The sequence below is a fragment of the Tepidiforma sp. genome (assembly GCF_026419595.1).
GTDB lineage: Bacteria > Chloroflexota > Dehalococcoidia > Tepidiformales > Tepidiformaceae > Tepidiforma.
This window is the reverse complement of record NZ_JANZZD010000025.1, coordinates 15,026-33,192: the sequence shown is the minus strand read 5'-3', so window position 1 is coordinate 33,192 and position 18,167 is coordinate 15,026. Positions and strand designations below refer to the sequence as shown.

The 18,167-nt window shown below is 71.5% G+C and carries 12 protein-coding genes; 8 read left to right on the top strand and 4 right to left on the bottom strand.

What is annotated here, in order from left to right; translation table 11 throughout:
* Both N2041_RS11800 and N2041_RS11795 read left to right on the top strand, forming a co-directional pair.
* Nucleotides 1-1,268, top strand: a 1,268-nt coding sequence (locus N2041_RS11800; protein WP_297678787.1) for a solute carrier family 23 protein, incomplete at its 5' end; no start/stop codon positions are given.
* Between the two features lie 88 nt (nt 1,269-1,356).
* Entirely contained in the window at nt 1,357-2,244 is an 888-nt protein-coding gene (locus N2041_RS11795) for a major capsid protein (RefSeq protein ID WP_297678786.1), read from the top strand.
* Nucleotides 2,245-2,280: 36 nt separating this feature from the next.
* Here the strand turns inward: N2041_RS11795 and N2041_RS11790 are convergent, their stop codons facing one another.
* Entirely contained in the window at nt 2,281-4,608 is a 2,328-nt protein-coding gene (locus N2041_RS11790; RefSeq protein WP_297678785.1) for a PAS domain S-box protein, read from the bottom strand.
* Between the two features lie 119 nt (nt 4,609-4,727).
* Between N2041_RS11790 and N2041_RS11785 the strand changes: the two genes are divergently transcribed.
* A complete protein-coding gene (locus N2041_RS11785; RefSeq protein WP_297678784.1) occupies nt 4,728-6,107 on the top strand; it encodes a hypothetical protein in 1,380 nt (459 codons plus the stop codon).
* A 120-nt stretch (nt 6,108-6,227) separates the two neighbouring features.
* On the opposite strand, the gene N2041_RS11780 is transcribed toward N2041_RS11785, so the two are convergent.
* Both N2041_RS11780 and N2041_RS11775 read right to left on the bottom strand, forming a co-directional pair.
* On the bottom strand, nt 6,228-6,740 hold the full coding sequence (locus N2041_RS11780) for a four helix bundle protein (protein WP_297678783.1): 513 nt from the start codon (nt 6,738-6,740) through the stop codon (nt 6,228-6,230).
* A gap of 4 nt (nt 6,741-6,744) precedes the next feature.
* Entirely contained in the window at nt 6,745-6,882 is a 138-nt protein-coding gene (locus tag N2041_RS11775; protein ID WP_297678782.1) for a hypothetical protein, read from the bottom strand.
* 376 nt (nt 6,883-7,258) lie between these two features.
* On the opposite strand from N2041_RS11775, the gene N2041_RS11770 reads away from it, so the two are divergent.
* Together N2041_RS11770 and N2041_RS11765 are read left to right on the top strand one after the other, a co-directional pair.
* Nucleotides 7,259-12,769 (top strand): hypothetical protein, encoded by a 5,511-nt coding sequence (locus N2041_RS11770; RefSeq protein ID WP_297678781.1) that lies wholly within the window; start codon nt 7,259-7,261, stop codon nt 12,767-12,769.
* Between the two features lie 490 nt (nt 12,770-13,259).
* Nucleotides 13,260-14,294, top strand: coding sequence for a Gfo/Idh/MocA family oxidoreductase (locus tag N2041_RS11765; RefSeq protein ID WP_297678780.1), 1,035 nt, complete (start codon nt 13,260-13,262; stop codon nt 14,292-14,294).
* Between the two features lie 372 nt (nt 14,295-14,666).
* Here N2041_RS11765 and N2041_RS11760 read toward each other — a convergent pair whose 3' ends face one another.
* Nucleotides 14,667-15,035, bottom strand: a complete 369-nt coding sequence (locus N2041_RS11760) for a hypothetical protein (RefSeq protein WP_297678779.1) — start codon at nt 15,033-15,035, stop codon at nt 14,667-14,669.
* Nucleotides 15,036-15,192: 157 nt separating this feature from the next.
* Here N2041_RS11760 and N2041_RS11755 point away from each other — a divergent pair, with 157 nt between their 5' ends.
* The 3 genes from N2041_RS11755 to N2041_RS11745 all read left to right on the top strand — a co-directional run bounded on the left by N2041_RS11755 (nt 15,193) and on the right by N2041_RS11745 (nt 18,165).
* Nucleotides 15,193-15,498: a hypothetical protein gene (locus tag N2041_RS11755; protein WP_297678778.1), complete on the top strand. Its 306-nt coding sequence runs from the start codon at nt 15,193-15,195 to the stop codon at nt 15,496-15,498.
* A gap of 245 nt (nt 15,499-15,743) precedes the next feature.
* Entirely contained in the window at nt 15,744-16,838 is a 1,095-nt protein-coding gene (locus tag N2041_RS11750) for a hypothetical protein (RefSeq protein WP_297678777.1), read from the top strand.
* Nucleotides 16,831-18,165, top strand: a complete 1,335-nt coding sequence (locus N2041_RS11745) for a regulatory iron-sulfur-containing complex subunit RicT (RefSeq protein WP_297678776.1) — start codon at nt 16,831-16,833, stop codon at nt 18,163-18,165. The genes N2041_RS11750 and N2041_RS11745 overlap by 8 nt, the downstream gene beginning before the upstream one ends.
* Nucleotides 18,166-18,167: the final 2 nt, after the last annotated feature.

Here is an 18,167-nt window from a genome sequence, read left to right as displayed (position 1 = left end):
GCACCAACCCGGCGCTCGAACACTTCCACGAACGAACGCTCGATACCTTCCGGCACCTCTCCACGGTCGGCCTCGCCACCCCGCTCGTGGGCTTCGCCTCGCTTGCCATCCTGGTCGCCTGGCCCCGCATCGACCGCCGCCTCCCGGCCCCCCTCGTCGCGGTCGCGGCCGTCACTGCCGCGGCCTGGGCCCTCGGCATCGATACCCCGACGGTCGCCAGCAAGTATGGCGAACTCCCCCGCGAGTTACCCCGGCCCTCGCTCGGCTTCTTCGACGCCAGCCTGCTCCCCGACCTCCTCCAGCCGGCGATCGCCGTTGCCATCCTCGGTGGCGTCGAATCGCTCCTCTCAGCGGTCGTCGCCGATGGGATGGCGGGCCAGCGCATCCGCCACGACCCGGACCGGGAGCTGCGCGGGCAGGGCATCGCCAACCTGGTGAGCCCGCTCTTCGGCGGCATCCCCGCCACCGCGGCCATCGCCCGGACGGCGGCGAGCATCCGCGCCGGCGCGACGTCCCGCCTCGCCGGCGTCGTTCATTCCGTCACCGTCCTCGTGCTCACGCTCGCGCTCGGCCCGCTCGCGGGCCACATCCCGATGGCGACCCTCGCGGCTGTCCTCCTCGTGACCGCCTGGCGGATCGCCGAAGTGCCCGAGGTCGCCCGCATCTTCCGCCGCGCCCCGCGCGAGGACGTCGTCGTGCTCGCCGCCACCATCCTCATCACGCTCTTCTTCGACCTCACTTACGCCATCGGCTTCGGCGTCGTCGCCTCCACCGTCCTGCTCATCCGCCGGCTGGTGAGCGTCCCGGCTGCCGCCGCCATGCTGCCCGATGCCAACGGCCGCATCGCGCAGGTCTCCGATGAGCTGGGCGCCCTCATCAAGTCCCGCCCGGATATCGATTTCTTCACGGCGCAGGGGCTCCTTTCGTTCCACAGCGCCGCCTCGTTCGAATACCAGCTGCAGGGGGATGCTCACCGCCCGCTCATCCTCCGGATGAAAGACGTCCACCACGTCGACACGACGGGGCTCCTCACGCTCGAGGGCATCATCGAGCACCGCAAGCGCCACGGCGGCCGGATCGTTCTCACCGCCATCCAGCCGGAAGTCCGGCCCGTGCTCGAGCGCTTCGGCATCATCGACCTCCTCGGCCCGGAGAACGTCTTCGAACACACGAAGTGCGCCATCGCGAGCATCGACCACCCGGAACTCCCGCACCCGGAACGCGAAGAGGGCGCTCCCGGTGAGCCCGGCCTCGCCGCCGCGAGTTGAGCGCACCCGGGTGACACCTCCCCATCGGAGCTGCCGCGCGCGTTCGCCACGCTCACCCCGGAATCCATACACCGGAGGTCAGCCAGCCGTGGCGCTCACCCTCATCGAAGCCTCGAAGCTCAGCACCGACACCCTCCTCGCCGGCGTCATCGAGACGATCGCGCAGGAAAGCCCCGTCCTCCAGCGCCTGCCGTTCATCGAAATCGTCGGCAACGGCCTCACCTACAACCGCGAAAACGTCCCGCCCGCCGCCAGCTTCTACGACGTCGGCGACGACTGGGACGAAAGCACCCCCACCTTCACCCAGGCCACCGCCACCCTCAAGATCCTCGGCGGCGACGCCGACATCGATAACTTCCTCAAGGCCACCCGCTCGAACCTGCAGGACCTCGAGGCCGCCATCGTCCAGCTCAAGGCGAAGGCCGTGCAGGCCCTCTTCGATGACACCTTCGTCAACGGCGACGCGACCGCCGACCCGCGCAGCTTCGACGGCATCGACCGTCTCTGCGACCCGGGCCAGGTCGTCTCCATGGGCCCCAACGGCGCCACCCTGACCCTCGCGAAGCTCGACGAACTCATCGACCGCGTCCGCGGCGGCAAGCCGGACCTCCTCCTGATGAGCCGGCGCTCCCGCCGCACGCTCAATGAGATCGCCCGCGCCTCCGGCGGCTTCCTCGAAGCCGACCGCGACGAGTTCGGCCGCATGGTCCAGTACTACGACGGCATCCCCATCGGGATCTGCGACTACATCGCCGACGACCAGTCCGTCGGCACGAGCGACGACTGCAGCACCATCTACGCCATGCAGTTCGGCGAAGGCGGCCTCGCGGGCCTCACGGCGCCCGGCGGCCTGGTCGTCGAACGGGTCGGCAGCCTGGAGACGAAGGACGCGAGCCGCATCCGCGTGAAGTGGTACGCCGGCCTGGCTCTTTTCAACGCGGTGAAGCTCGCGAAGCTGGTGGGCGTCCGGCCGTAGCCCGGCGCTTCGGCCCCCGGGGGGAGGCGGCGCCGCTCAGGCCGCAAGCCGGTGGCGGCCCGCCTCCTTCGCGCGGTAGAGCGCCCGGTCCGCCGCTTCGTACGTCGCGGCCAGCGCATCCAGCGGCCGGTCCTCCGGCGCCTCCTGCCAGGGTGCGAAGCCGCCGCTCACCGTCACCCGCAGCTGCTGCTCCCGGCTCACCGCCACCGGCTCGCGCGAGACCTCGCCGATGCACCGCAGGGCCGCCTCCCGCGCTTCCCCCGCCGGCACGGTGAAGAACACGGCGAACTCCTCCCCGCCGATGCGGCCGACGACCCCCGCCTCCCCCACCGCCGCCTCCAGCCGGCGGGCCACCTCCCGCAGCACCACGTCGCCCGCCGGGTGCCCGTACGTGTCGTTGATCTGCTTGAAGTAGTCGATGTCGAAGATCGCGATCGCCGTCGGCGTGTGAACGGCCGCCTGGTGGAACCACGCCCGCCGGTTGAGCGCCCCCGTCAGCGCGTCGTGGTTCGCGAGGTATTCCGCCTCCACCCGCAGCCGGTCCAGCTCCTGCGCCTGCTCCTCCAGCGCGAGCGCATTCGCCCGGAGCACCTCCATCGCCTCCGCCATCTCCTCCTCCGCCCGGACAATCTCCGTGATGTCCCGCGCCACGATGTAGCTCTCGTCCTCCGTCACTGCCGAGGCGTTGAACGAGACCCACCGCCAGCTCCCGTCCGCGTGGCGGAACCGGCCCCGCAGGTCGTGCGCGTCGCGGCCCTCCAGCACCGCCTGCGCCCGCGCGATCTGCGCCGCCCGCTCCTCCGGGTGGACGAAGTGCCAGAGGCTCTGGCCGAGCAGATCCTCCGGCTTCCAGCCCAGCGTCCGCTCCCAGGCCGGGCTCACCCGCTTGAACCGCCCCCGCCCCGTCACGATCGCCAGCATGTCGATGGAGTACTCGAACACCCGGTCGCGGTCCCGCTCCGCCGCCCGCTCCGCCGTCACGTCGCGGCCGACGAAGACGTACCCCGCCGGCTGCCCGTCCTCCCCCGGGATCGGCGAGACCGCGCCCCAGATGTGGAGCACCGCGCCATCGGCCCGCCGGAAGGTCCACTCCCGCTGCGCCGGCCCGCTGCCCGGCAGCGCATCGAGGATGCCGCCGCCGTCGTCCGTCGTCACCGGCAGCGCGGCCATCGAGCCGAGCGCCTGCAGCTCCGCCTCCGACATCCCCGTCAGCGCCTGTGCAGCCGGGTTCGCGCGCGTGATCCGCCCCTCCCGGTCGACCGCGATGATGCCCAGCCCTGCGCCGTCGACGATCGCCCGCTGCAGCGCCAGCGCCTCCGCCAGCTCGCGCGTGCGCCGCTCGGCGAGCGCCTCCGCGCGGCCGCGCCACGTCTGCAGCAGCCAGGTGAGCGCCGCCAGCAGCCCCGAGAGCAGCACCCCCGCCCCCGTCACCACGTCCGCCAGCGCCGCGTTCGCGTGCGGGAAGGCCGCCCCCGGCTGGACTTCGAGCCGCACCTCGCGCCCCGCCAGCACCGTGCGCCGCACCACCGTCTCCGCCTCCGCGCGGCCGCCGGTGTCGAACAGCAGCAGCCCGCCGGGCACCCCGTCGTCGTACACCCGGATCGCCAGCTCCGGTGTCATCTGCCCCAGCGCGCCCCGGAAGAACTCGTCCTGCACGAAGACGGCGAACACCCACCCCGCCGTCGCCGCCACGCGCCGCTCCGGCTCCAGCGGCACCGGCCGCTCCGCATAAACCGGCACGAAGAGGATGAACCCCGGCGCGCCGTCCCGCACGAGCTTCACCGTCGCCGTCATCTGCATCGCGCCCGAGGCCGCCGCATCCAGCGCCGCCTGCCGCTGCGCCGGCGCGCCATCGAACCGCAGCCCCAGCGAAACCCGGTTCTCCTCCAGCGGCTCCACGAACTGCACCACCCACGCCGCGCCCCCGGGGTCCGGTTCGAAGCCCGGCACGTGGCGCACCGCCACCGGTTCGCCCCTGGGCCCCAGCTTTGCCGCAAACGCCGGCAGCTCCGCCTCCGGCACGACCGCCGCATACCCGATCGACCGGAAGCCCGGGTACCGCCGCTGCACCCGCATCCCTTCGATGAACCCCCGCCACTCCGCCGCATCCACCTCCCGCGACGCGCCGAAGAGCGAGGAGGCCGCCAGCAGCACATCCTCGTAGCTCGCCAGCCGCGTCTCCAGCCGGCTCACCGCCCGGGCTGCTTCCGTCTCCAGCCGCTCCCGGTCGCGCTCCGCCCCCGCCGCCCGGATCTGCCCGGCCAGCAGCAGCGTGCCCGCCACCCCGAGCGCGACCACCGCCAGCGGCAGCAGCGCGCACCGGTCGGCCCGGCGCAGCACCCGGCGAACGGCTCCCGTCCGCACGCATTCCCCTCCTGCGGAGCGAACGCTCCGCCTCTTTCCTTCACTATCGGTGCGGAAACGCGCCGCTGGAGTGCCATTTCGCGCTCCCCCGTGCGTGCAATCTTCGGCACCTTCGCACCATGCCCCTGCCGCTCCTCCGCGCCTACCAGCGCCGCATCTTCCACCCGCTCTGCCGCGGGCTGCTCCACGCCCGGCACGAGCAGTTCACGCTCCTCATGCCCCGCCAGTCCGGCAAGAACCAGCTCGCCGCCGCCCTCCTCAGCGCCCTCCTCCTCGCCCACGCCCGCCGGGGCGGCAGCATCGTCCTCTGCGCGCCGACCGCCCACCCGCAGGCCCGCATCAGCCTCGAACGCACCCGCGCCGTGCTCGAACCCCTCGCCCGCCGCGCCCGCCTCCAGCCGCGCATCGAAGACCACCGCATCCGCTGCGGCAACGCCGAGGCCGTCTTCCTCTCCGCCTCCGGCCAGGCGCAGGTCGCCGGCCACACCGCCAGCATCGCCCTCTTCGCCGACGAAGCCCAGGACATCGACCCCGACTGGTTCGACCGCCAGTTCCGCCCGATGGCCGCCTCCACCGGCGCCCCCGCCCTCCTCTTCGGCACCCCGTGGGACGGCGAATCCCTCCTCGAGCGCGCCATCGCCCGCAACGCCGGCCGCACCGCCGCCGGCGTCCCCCTCCACTACACCGTCACCTGGCAGGAGGTCGCCCGCGACGTGCCCATCTACGGCCAGTATGTCGAACGCGAACGCCAGCGCCTCGGCGCCCAGAACCCGCTCTACCTCAGCCAGTACGAACTCATCGCCTCCCGCGCGAGCGCCAGCCTCCTCAGCGCCGAGGCGCTCGAACGCATCCGCGGCGCCCACACCCTGCTCGAAGGCCCCCGGCAGGGCGAACGGTACGTCGCCGGGCTCGACCCCGCCGGCGAAGGCGCCGATGCCACCGTCCTCGCCATCGGCCGCATCGAAGCGGGCCAGCGGCTCGACATCGTCGCCCTCGAACGGTGGCAGGGCGGCGACCTCGCCGGCTTCGCCCCGCGCGTCGCCAGCATCGCCGCCCGCTGGGGGCTCGAACGGCTCGCCATCGATGCCACCGGCCTCGGCCAGCCGCTCGCCGCCGCGCTCGAACCCCGCCTCGGCCGCGCCCTCCTCCCCGTCACCTTCACCGTGCAGACGAAGAGCGCCCTCGGCTGGGAACTCATCGCCGCCGCCGAGACCGGCCGGCTCAGCCTGCCCGCCAACGAGGCCGGGAACCCGGACCTCCGCGCCTGCTGGGACGAACTCCGCGCCTGCCGCCGCGGCCTCCGCATCGGCGGCATCCTCCACTGGGCCGCACCCCCGGGCCGCCACGACGACTGCGTCGCCGCCCTCGCCCTCGCCCTCCACGCCGCCGCGAACCTCCCCTCCCCCCCGCACCGCCCGCGGGCGCCGCGCGTAGCGCGGACGGGGGCAGCGGCTTCGCCGCCGGTGGCAGCGGCAAACGCCGCCGGTGGCAGCGGCTAACGCCGCCGGTGGCAGGCCGCCTTCGGCGTCCCGCTGGTCGACATGGCGAGCGCGAAGCGCCACCGCGCAGCGCCCCCGCGTAGCGCCACCGGGCGCAGCCCGCCACCGCGCCAGCGTCCCCTACTCGCTCCTGAGCGATTCGATCAGCGCCGCGAGTTTCGCGCTCAGGCGTTCGACCCGTTCGCTCAGGTCCGGGTATTCGCCCGGCTCGAAGGCGTTGCACTCGTGGCAGACGAGGAGCCAGTAATCGAGCTCGAACAGCGAACCCCGCGCCACGCCGACGAAACTGGCGAAATCGCGGCGCGTCCGCCTGCCCCGCCCCTCCGCGATGTTCGCCGGCACCGACCATGCCGCCCGCAGCAGCTGGCTCCGCAGCTCCGGCCGCCGCCGCAGCGCAGGCCGCTCGGCCAGCGCCATCACGTCCTGCGCAATCTGGTGGGCCCGCTGCCACACCTCCAGCTGCCGGTACGGGAGCGGCACCCGCGCATCCTCCACTGGCCCGCACTGCCGTGCAAGGGCAGCGGCTGGCGCCGCCGGTGGCAGCGGCTTCGCCGCCGGTGGCAGCGGCTTCGCCGCCGGTGGCAGGCCGCCTTCGGCGTCCCGCTGGTCGACATGGCGAGCGCGAAGCGCCACCGCGTCAGCGCCACCGCGCCAGCGCCACCGCGAAGCGCCACCGGGCGCAGCCCGCCCCCGCGAAGCGCCACCGCGCCAGCGCCACCGGGCGCAGCCCGCCACCGCGCAGCGCCACCGCGTCAGCGCCACCGCGCAGCGCCACCGCGCAGCGCCACCGCGCAGCGCCACCGCGCAGCGCCACCGGGCGCAGCCCGCCACCGCGCAGCGCCACCGCCCCTCTAACAAATTTCCTACTGACACGCATCAGGGGTTTCCCGTATTCTCCCCGTGGTGTTCACTATCCATTCCCCTATCGTGGGGAAGAGTGACACTGCCGGGGCTGCCGGGTGGCGCCCCGGGAGCCGTCGAGAGTCAGAGCCGCACCCGGCCTATGGCGAGAGCGGCGCCAGGCACCACATGGAGGTCCGAACGAACCAGCAGCAACCAGCAGTGGGGGTCACGAAGCGCCGGGGAGGAATCAGCGCTCGACCACACGACCGCCGGCCAGGGACAGCCGGCCCAGCGAGGACGGAGGAATCATGACTCTCGCACTCTATGGCAAAAGCCGCAGGCGGCAGGGCGCCCTCATCACGGCCGCCCTCCTCGCCGTCATCATCGCCTCCATCGGCGCGCTCAGCGTCATCACCAGCGCCTTCGCGCACCACAATGAATACGGCACCACCGCAACGTGCTCCGAGTGGACTGCGACGGCCAGCTACGTCGGCGGGAACAGCAAGGTGCTGATCGTGATGGACAACGTCGTGATCGGCGGTCAGCCCTTTACCGGGTCGTGGAGTTCCGGCTTCGCCACCGGCAGCGGGACGTCCGGCGGCGTGCTCCAGTACTCGGGCGGTCAAATCGACGGCCGAACCCTTCCGAACAGCGGCACGGGCGCCATTACCAACCTCACCAATGTATGGTACTGGTACGGCGTCGACAGCAGTGCCACGATCTTCAACCGGAACGGTAGCTGGCCAGCTGGCGCCTTCTCCGGCCGCATACTGCTGTACTACCAGGGCAGCAACAACACATGGAGCTACTCCCACAAAGACAGCATTACTCCGAACGATAGCGACCCAAATAATCAGGACCGCGGTACGATTACCGCCCCAACGCAGCCCTCGAACTGCGGCACCATCATCATCAAGAAGGTGGTTGCTGGCCAGGGCGCTGACCCGAACGCCACCTTCACCGCGTCGGTGGACAACGAAGATGGTTCTGCCGGCGATGCCGCCGGGCTGTCGTTCTCGCAGAACTCGCCGTACACCCACGTCTTCGGCGGCCACGGGTCCAACGACGACTTCATCGTCAAGGAAACCAGCCAGCCGGCCGGGTACCAGCTCACCGGCTACACCGTCCTGGATGGGAACGCCACCTGCCCGGCCGCGACCGGCACCTGGACGACGAGCAACCTGAACAACGGCGCGCGCATCAACAATCTCGGCAACAACACGAAGACGGTCTGCTTCCGCAACACCTACACGCGCACCGTCAAGATCCAGGTCCACAAGTACACCCCGTCGCAGGGGCAGGGGCAGGACTGGCAGAACGTCGGCCAGGGCCAGGGCACCTATGAGTACACCCTCTACCTCGACAACAACGGCGTGAAGGGCTCGGCCATCAGCGGCAGCCCGAACCCGTTTGGCCATCTCACCCCGAGCGTCGGCTTCGCGCCCCAGACCGTCTGGATCACCGAGACCAACACCGGCGGCCTGCAGTTCTACGGCTGGTTCCTCCCCGAAGACGCCAGCAGCGGCAACCCGCAGTGCAACCAGCTCCCGGCGACCTGGACCAACGGCCAGCAGTTCACCCAGGGCCAGATCACGGGTACCGCCTATACCACCGCCGACCTGAAGATCCTCGCCAGCTACTTCAACGTCCCCGGCGACCAGACGGGCGTCTACCACATCTGCGCCTTCAACAAGCCGCAGTCCGGCACCCTCATCGTCGGCAAGGTGAAGGACCCGACCGCCGGCGTCCCCGCCGCGGACGGCTCCCAGTTCTCCGGCACTGCCACCAACCAGGGCAACGCTGCCGTCCACAACTGGGGCGCCATCACCTTCGGCGGCTTCTCCACCATCAACAACATCCCCGCCGGCACCTACACCCTGAATGAGACCGGCACCCAGAACGGCTGGACGCCGTACGGCTGGGCCGCGGGCTCGCTCAACCAGCAGGGCCAGCCGACCTGCCCCTCGGCGAAGACCTCCTACACCGCCGGCAATCCGCTCAACAACGTCCAGGTCAACGCCAACGAGACCAAGGTCGTCTGCGTCATGAACACGAAGACGGCCCAGCAGCCCACCATCGACAAGCAGAAGGCGAGCGAGGGGTACACCGGCGGCTACGCCTACTGGGAAATCATCGTCAACAACCCCGAGAACATCGCCCAGACGGTGCAGATCAACGACGTCGACGTGACCTTCGTCTCCGTTACCGGCGGCACCTGCTCCGATAGCGACTTCTCGGATAACTACGTCACCTGCTCGGTCAATGCGAACAGCACGCTCAAGGTCAAGGTCAAGAAGCAGATCGTGACGACCTGCCGCGAGCAGACGGTCCGGAACACCGCGACCGTCTACCTGGTTCCGCCCACAGGCGGCCAGCCGGTCCTCATCGGCACCGCCGGCAACAGCGACGATACCGAGTACACCATCCCCGCCGACACCTCGAAGTGCGGCCTGCCGACCATCACCAAAGAAGCCAGCCAGACGAGCCAGACCTCGGACCCGTCGGCGGTCGCCTGGAACGTCACCGTCACCAACCCGAACGGCACGAACGGCATCCAGCGCACCGTCTGGATCAAGGATGCCAACGTCACCGTCACGGCCGGCCCGACCTATAGCGGCGGCGCCAGCTGCACCGGCACCTTCGCCACCGAACTCACCGACAGCGACGGCGTCCAGTGCACCATGCCCGCCGGTTCGAGCATCACCTTCACGGTGAAGCCGAACCCGGCCCCGCAGCGCACCTGCCAGGACCAGGTCTTCACCAACACGGCCTCCCTCTACATGTCCAGCGGGGAGCTCGTGGCCCTGATCGGTGAGGCCAGCTCTACCATCACCCTCCTCGGCAACCCCGAGCTGTGCACCCGCGAAGTCAAGGTCTGCAAGGTCCTCGAGAACAACAACGACGGCATCACCCGCTCCGGGATGACGTTCAACTTCGACATCCGCCCGCAGAACAGCTCGACCATCCAGGTTGCCATCAATAACGTGACCGAGGGCGGGCAGCCGGACAACTGCAAGGTCGTCCAGGTCCCCGCAAACAAGAGCTTCGATGTCGCCGAATGGATGAGCCGGCCCACCGGCTGGAACGGCGACGCTGCCGGCTACCCGAAGTACTCCATCAACAGCGGCAGCCAGGTCTCGAACAACACCACCACGATGATCTCGGCCGGCACCGACCCGGTGACCGTCGTCTTCTACAACAAAGAGAAGGTCGTGAAGAACGTCACCTTCTCCAAGTACATCTGCGATACCTTCGGCGACGTCCCGCGGAACGAAGGCCCCGGCGGCCAGGACGATACCGGCAAGAACGTCTTCGGCGGCGGCGGCCTCAACGGCCTCCTCGGCCCCAAGGGCCCGTCGAATGACACCGCGCCCGTCACGCCGAACAACGACAACCGCGGCAACTGCGCCCTTGCGACCACCCCGTGGACCTTCAACCTCTGGACGAGCGACCGGGTCAACGGCTCCGGCGGCACCCTCCTGCAGACGGTCACGGTGACCGGCTCGCAGACGGTCGCCCTCAACGACCAGGTCATCCAGCACATGCAGGCGCAGGGCAACACCCTCGGCGTCTACGTCGAAGAGGTCTACCAGGCCGGCTACGCCTTCGGCGCCCTGAAGTGCTATACCGACCACCTGAACGACGACAACTGGGAGTGGATCGACCCGTCCGCGCTCCAGGAGCAGGACGAAATCCACTGCATCGCCTACAACGTCAAGATCACGCCGCCCAAGCTCACCGTGAAGAAGGTGACGAAGGCCGCTGACGGCACGACCACCATCCAGTCGTCCGACCAGTTCTCCTTCACCGTCGAGCCCAGCACCGGCGTCAGCCCGGCGAGCTTCTCGCTCGATACCGACCCGAACACGGGCCTCGTGCCCGACACCAAGGCCGTGACGCTGCCCGCCAGCTCGACCTCCGGCGGCGTCGCCTACACCATCACCGAGACGGCCCCGGCGAGCTGGCTGCTCGAGTCGGTCGTCTGCCAGGACGCGCAGGGCAACAACGTCCCGGCCACGGTGAACCTCCAGGCGGGCACCGCCCAGGTGACGCTCCAGACCGGCGGCGTCGCCGCTGCCGCCAGCGACGTGACCTGCACGTTCACGAACGCCCAGCGCAAGGGCACGATCATCGTCCATAAGGTCTACCCCGAGGGCTTCACGCCGGACGGCGCGACCTTCTCGGGCGGGTTCGACCGCAACGTCAACGGCGAGTTCGACGACATCAACGACTACACCTGGGGCCCGCTCGCCGTCGGCAGCTCCCAGACCATCGAAGCGCTCCCTGGCCTCTACAACGTCTCCGAAGACCCGAAGACGGGCTACGAGCTCGTCGGCTGGAGCGCCACCAGCGCCTACCTCGCCTGCAACCCGGGCATGGTCTCCCTCCAGTCCGTGAACGACGGCGACATCATCGTCCTGCCCGGTGAGACGACCAACGTCTGGTTCTGCAACCGGCCGCTCGGCACCATCGTCATCGTCAAGTACGAGAACGTGCCGCCGGCGACGGCCCAGACGTGGAACTTCACGGGCACGGTGCCGACGCTGCCGACGTCGCTCTCCACGACCGGCACGACGAACTCCGTCGGCACGGCCAGCACGACCATCCTGAACGTGCCGGTCGGCACCTACACCATCGCTGAGACCCAGGGCCGGCGCGAATGCACCACCGGCACCACCTCGAGCGACTGGGAGACGCGCGGCCTCGTTCAGGTCGGCGGTTCGCTCCCCGGCGCGGGCGCCGTGAATGCCGCCCCGATCGTCTCCAACGGTTCGCTCAACGTCCCGGTCCAGGCAGGCCAGACGACCTACGTGGTCTTCGGCAACATCGGCTGCGGTTCCGTCCTCTCGGCCGCGAACCTCGTCGTCAACAAGTTCAGCGACCCGTTCGCGAACTTCACCGGCACCACGCCGCTGAGCGGCTGGTCGATCACCATCACCGGCACGGCCGGGACGGCGAACGGTCAGACCTTCACGGCGACGACGAACGGCGCCGGCCAGGCCTTCTTCCTCGGCATCCCGGACGGCACCTACACCGTCTGCGAGACGCTCCAGCCGGGCTGGCAGAACGTCGGCTCGAAATACAACGCCGTCAACCAGGCGGGCCTCTGCCGCACGGGCATCACGGTCAACCTGAACGAGACCGCCACGGTCAACTTCTACAACCAGCCGCGCGTGACGATCCGCGTCCAGAAGACGCTGAACGTCATCGGCTTCACGTCGCCGGGCGCGGGCTGGACGTTCACGCTGACGGGCTGCGGGATCGCGTCGCAGCAGGGCACGACGAACCAGAACGGCGTCGTCGAGTTCACCGACCTGCCGCCGGCGATCGGCTGCAGCTACACGGTGACGGAGACGGTGCAGTCGGGCTGGACGCCGCAGTTCATTTCGCAGACGGCGCAGCCGACCCAGGGCGGCCAGGTGGTGACGCTCACCTTCCTGAATATCCGCGACTTCAACCCGCCGTGCGTCGACCCGAACGACCCGCGCTGCGTGCCGCCGCCTCCGCCGACGGTGACGCCGACGCCGCCGACGCCGACCACCACGCCGCCGACGACCACCACGCCGACCAACACCCCGACGCCGACGGCCACGCCGACGAACACGCCCACCCCGACGCCGACCAACACGCCGGTCACGCAGGTGGCGGGTGAGCGGACGCCGGGTCCCGGCCAGTCGCCGACGCCGCTGGCCCCGGCCGCGGGCTTCGGGTTCGGGCATGGCCAGGGCGGCATGAGCCTGCTGCTCGTGCTGGCCGGGCTGGTGAGCCTGAGCCTCGGCCTCGGGTTCCTCGCCCTCGGGCGGCGGACCAACCGCTAACGTCCCCGCCGGCTGAGGCCGGCACCAGTACCACCCACGCCGCGGCCCCGGGACACCCGTCCCGGGGCCGCAGCCGTTTGGTGGAGGTTGGAGGTTGGAGGTTATCCTCCCTCCCTGCTCCCTCCTCCCGTTTCCCGCCTCCCGCCTCCCGGCTCCCGCCTCCCGCCTCCCGGCTCCCGCCTCCCGGCTCCCGCGTAGTCGCGGGGCTCCGTCCCCGCGGGGCGCCATGCGCCGAACGGATGTCCCGGGAACTGCGGCGCGGACGGCGGAGACCGCGTGAATTCGGAGATTCGGGTGGGCCTCACCGGCCCTCCGCGGGGACGGAGCCCCGCGGCTGCGGCCCTCCCGGCCTCCCCGCCCCGTCGATTGGAGGTCGGAGGTTAGCGGTGATCCTCCCCGTTCCCCGTTTCCCCGTTCCCGCCTCCCGGTTCCCGGTTCCCGGTTCCCTCCTAACTCCCACCTCCCTCCTCCCACCTCCTATACTCACGCCATGACCATCCGCATCGGCCTCATCGGCGCGGGCGCGAACACCGCCGCCCAGCACATCCCCGGCTTCCGGCGCATCCCCGGCGTCGAGATCGTCGGCGTCGTCAACCGCACGCCCGAGAGTTCGCGCCGCGTCGCCGACCAGTTCGGCATCCCGCGCGTCTTCGATTCGCCCGAAGCCCTCTGCGCCGACCCCGAAATCGACGCCGTCTGCATCGGCACCTGGCCCTACCGCCACCGCGACTACACCATCATGGCGCTCGAAGCCGGCAAGCACGTCCTCTGCGAAGCCCGCATGGCGATGGACCTGCCCGAAGCGCTCGAGATGCTCGCCGCCAGCGAGCGCCACCCGGAGCTCGTCGCCCAGCTCGTGCCCGCGCCGTTCGATTTCCGCCTCGGCCCGACCATCACCCGGCTCATCGCCGAGGGCGCCGTCGGCGAAGTGCGCGAAGTCACCGTCCGCGTTCTGAACGGACAGGGGCTCGACCCCCACGCGCCTCTCCACTGGCGGCAGCGGCGCGATCACTCCGGCCGCAACGTGCAGATGTTCGGTATCTACGTCGAAATCATCGAGCGGTGGCTCGGCCGCCACGCCGGCAGCGTCACTGCCGATGGCGCCATCCTCATCCCCGAGCGGCGCGACCCCGAGACGGGCACGATGGCGCCCGTCACCGTCCCCGATACGTACGTCGTCAGCGGCGAACTCGCGCGCGGCGCCCGCATCGTCTACCACCTCAGCACGATGGCCGCCGGCGCCGAGGCGAACGGCATCGCCGTCCACGGCACGAAGGCCGTGCTCCGCTGGCACCCCGGCGATACCGCCGAGCTCGTGCCCTTCGGCCAGCCCCACGGCCATCCCATCGAACCCGACCCCGGCACCGACCGCGGCTGGCAGGTCGAAGCCGACTTCATCGCTTCCATCCGCGACGGCGCGCCCGTGCGGCTCACGAATTTCGCCGACGGCGTCGCCTACATGCGCGTCGTCGATGCCGCCCACCGCTCCTGGGAAGAAGGCCGCCGCATCCCCCTCGGGGAGTAGCGGGAACAGGGAGCCGGGAACCGGGAGGCGCGGGGGCCAACCTCCAACCTTCAACCTCCAACCGTAGTCACGGGGCTCCGTCCCCGCGGGGCACCATGCGCCCAACGGACGTCCCGGGAACCGGGAGACGGGAGCCGGGAAGCCGGACGCGGGAAGGTACGCGAATTCGACGGCCCGGGTGGGCCTCCCCGGCCCTCCGCGGGGACGGAGCCCCGCGACCACGGAGGCCGCAGTTCGATGTGGGGAGCCGGGAACCGGCGAGCGCGCAGGGCCCAACCTTCAACCTCCAACCTTCAACCTCCAGCCTGGGGGCCGCGACGGCCGGGGCGGCGCCAACCTCCACCGCCGCCGCAGAGCGGCGGCATCCCGCGGCTAGCCGCCGTCAGGCGGCGCGCCATCCACCGCCGGCGCGGCAGCGCCGGGATCCCCCTCCCCCTCCTCCCAGTACCGCCGCCCGAACAGCTCCTCCGCCAGCGCCGCCTCCTCCGCGTCCCGCGGCGGCAGCCCGTGCATCGCCAGCCCCAGCACTTCCGCCTCCCGCAGCGCCCGTTCCGCCTCGAGCGGCGCCTGCCCCGCCGCCACCACCAGCCGCAATGCCGCGATGATCGCCTGTGCCCGCGGCGGCTCGCACTCCTCCCGCCAGAGCGCATCGATCACGTTCCACGCGGCCGCCAGCGGGTCGCGTTCGCCCGGCGCCCGGCGCGGCCGCCGGCGGTTCGTCCTTTCGCTTCCCGTCGTCACGGGTCGAACCTCCCCCATCCGCGGCCCAGCCCGGAGCCCCGGCTGACACTCCGCGGCACCTGCTGACGACTTGCCGCGGCGCGCCACCGCGCCATTGGCAGATGCGAACATCCGTTCTACGCTCGGCGGCACAGTTTTCGCCCAGGAGGGGCCCGAGATGTCTGAGCCGCTTCCCCGCCCCGCCCGCTGCGACGCGCTGCCCGAGCACACCGACTACCGCGATACCGGCTGCGACCTCGCGCCGTCGTGCCTCAGCTGCCCACTGCCGCGCTGCCGCTACGACCAGCCCGGCGGCCTCGCCGCCATGCTCCGCTCCAACCGCGATGCCGCCATCGCCGACGCCGTCCGCCGGCGCGGCCTCCCCATCGATGACGTCGCCGCCATGTTCGGGCTCTCCCGCCGCAGCATCTTCCGGGCGCTCCGCCGCGCCCGCGGTCCGCACCACCTCGCGGGTCCAGATTGACCCGCGCACGCATCGTTGGGGGCAGCGCCCGCACCGGGCGGGACATCCCTCGCGGACGCTGCCGGGGAGGAACCCTCCGATAAGACATTCGGCGGGGTTCGCCCTTTACAACGCATCATCCCTGGAAAAGTTATGGTGAACTTTTTGCGCAAACTTCGACGCTGTGCCGGCGCGCTCGCCAGCCGCGGGGGCAGCGACCGTGGCGGCCGGTTCCGCCGGCCCCGCCGCCGCGGTACGCTGCCAGTGTGCAGCCCCTCATCGGCCATGCCGCCCTCCGCCGCGAGCTCGCGGCCCTCGCCGCCTCGCCCGAGCCGCCGCACGCGCTCCTCTTCGCCGGTCCCGAAAGCACCGGGCGCGCGCCGCTCGCGCGCTACCTCGCCAAGCTCTTCAACTGCGAAACCCTCCACCCGGCGCCGCCCGCCGGCGCCTCCCTCTTCGGCGACGACCTGCCGCCCGTTGCCCCGGCGGCGAACCCGGGCGAACCGTGCGGCGCCTGCCGGCCCTGCCGCCTCATCGCCGAGGGCGCCCACCCGGACGTCATCACCGTCGGCCCCGGCGATGCCCTCTGCAAGCCGCGCGACGGCGAATCCCACCCGGCCCACCCCGACTCCGCCGACATCCGCATCTGCCAGGTGCGCGGCATCACCGACCTCGTCGCCCGCTACCCGTTCGAGGCCCGCACCCGCGTCATCATCATCGACCCGGCCGACCGGCTCGCGCTGTACGCCGCCCCGGCCCTCCTGAAGACGCTCGAAGAGCCGCCCGGCCACACCGTCTTCTGCCTCCTCACCGCCGCGCCCGAGCGGTTGCTCGAGACGATCATCTCCCGCTGCCGCCGCATCGACGTCCGCCCCGTCCCCCGCGCCGACATCGAGGCCGGCCTCCTCCATCGCGGCGTCGAACCCGAGCGCGCCGCCGAGGCCGCTGCTGCCGCCCGCGGCCGCCCCGGCCGCGCGCTCGCCTTCATCGCCGAACCGGACCTCATCGGCGCGCGCGGCCGCATCCTCGAACGCTGCGCCGAGATCGCCGCCGCCAGCCTGCCGGCCCGGTTCGATTACGCCCGCTCCCTCGCCGAGCGCTGGCGCGGCGACCAGGCCGCCGTCCGCTTCGAACTCGAATGCTGGGAAGCCTACTGGGAGACCGGCCTCCGCGCGGCCGCCGCCCGCGGCGACCGTGCCGCCATCGCCGGTGCCCTCGAAGCCCTCCGCGCCATCGCCGACGTCCGCGAGCACCTCCTCGCCAGCGTCCAGGCCCGCCCCGCGTTCGACCTCATGCTCCTCCGCTTCCCGCGCGGTACACTGGTTCCCAGCACCGAGGAAGAACTCCCGGCCCATGCCTGAACGATCCCCGCGCGTCGCCGGCGTGCGCTTTCGAAACGCCGGCAAGATCTTCTATTTCCACGCCGCCGGTCTTCGCCTCGAACCGGGCGAATACGTCGTCGTCGAAACTGTGCGCGGCCCCGAAGTCGCGCGCGTCGTCATCGCCCCCGACCAGGTCGTCGTCGATGAGCTCCCCCGCGATGAGCTCAAGCCGATCCTCCGCCTCGCCACCGAGGCCGACCTCCGCCGGGCCGATGAACTCCACCGGAGGGCACAGGAACTCCTCCCCGAGGCGCGCCGCCTCGGCGAGGAGACCGGGTTTCCCGCCCGCATCGACGCCGCCTCCTTCACCCTCGACGGAAAACGGCTGACCTTCTCCTTCACGAGCGAAGAGCGCCTCGATTACCGCGAATTCGCCCGGCGCGCCGCCCAGCAGTTCCACGTCAAAATCGAAATGCACCAGATGGGCGCCCGCGACCGCGCGCGGCTGGCCGGCGGCTACGGCATCTGCGGCCGCGAACTCTGCTGCGCCAGCTGGCTCGAAACCTTCCCCTCCATCTCCATCCGCATGGCGAAGGAGCAGGAGCTCCCGCTCAACCCCCAGAAGATCTCCGGCCTTTGCGGCCGCCTCCTCTGCTGCCTCAGCTACGAAGAAGAAGGCTACCGCGAAATGCGGAAGTCGCTCCCCAAAATCGGCCAGCGCTGCAGCACGCCCACCGGCGAAGGCAAAGTCGTCGCCCTCAACATCCTCAAGCGCCAGGTCACCCTCCTCGTCGATGGCCAGCGCATCGAAGTCGGCGACCGCGACCTCGGCACCGTCGTCCGCTGGGACCCTTCGAGCAAGAGCGCCGCGCCGCCGCCGAGCATCGCCCGCGAGGAGGCGATCGCGCTCGGCCTCATCGAACCCGACGCCGCCGACCTCGGCGAGGAGCTGCCCGGCGACGGCCTCGAACCCGGCTACGAACCCGGGCCCGGCCGCGGCAGGCTGCCCGGCGGCGGCCCCCGCCGCATCGTCCCTGCCCGCCCCCCGAAGCCCGAGAGCCCGCCCCAGCAGCCCCGCCCCGAACGGCAGCCCGCAGCGCCCGAAGCGGGCGGCGCCCGCCGGCGCGGCCGCGGCGGAACCGGCGCCGAAGCGCGGCCGCCTGGCGCTGCTGCCCGGCCGGAACCGCAGCCGCCGGCGCCGCCCGCCGGCCGCGTCTTCCGGCGGTCCGGGGCGCCGCAGCAGCCCCCGGCGCAGGGCGAAAGCGGTCCCCCGTCTTCAGCCCCCGAGGGCCAGCCGGGAGCCGCCCGTCGGCGCCGCCGCCGGGGCCGCGGGGGCGGCGGCCAGCCGGGGCCGGCCGCCGAATAGCC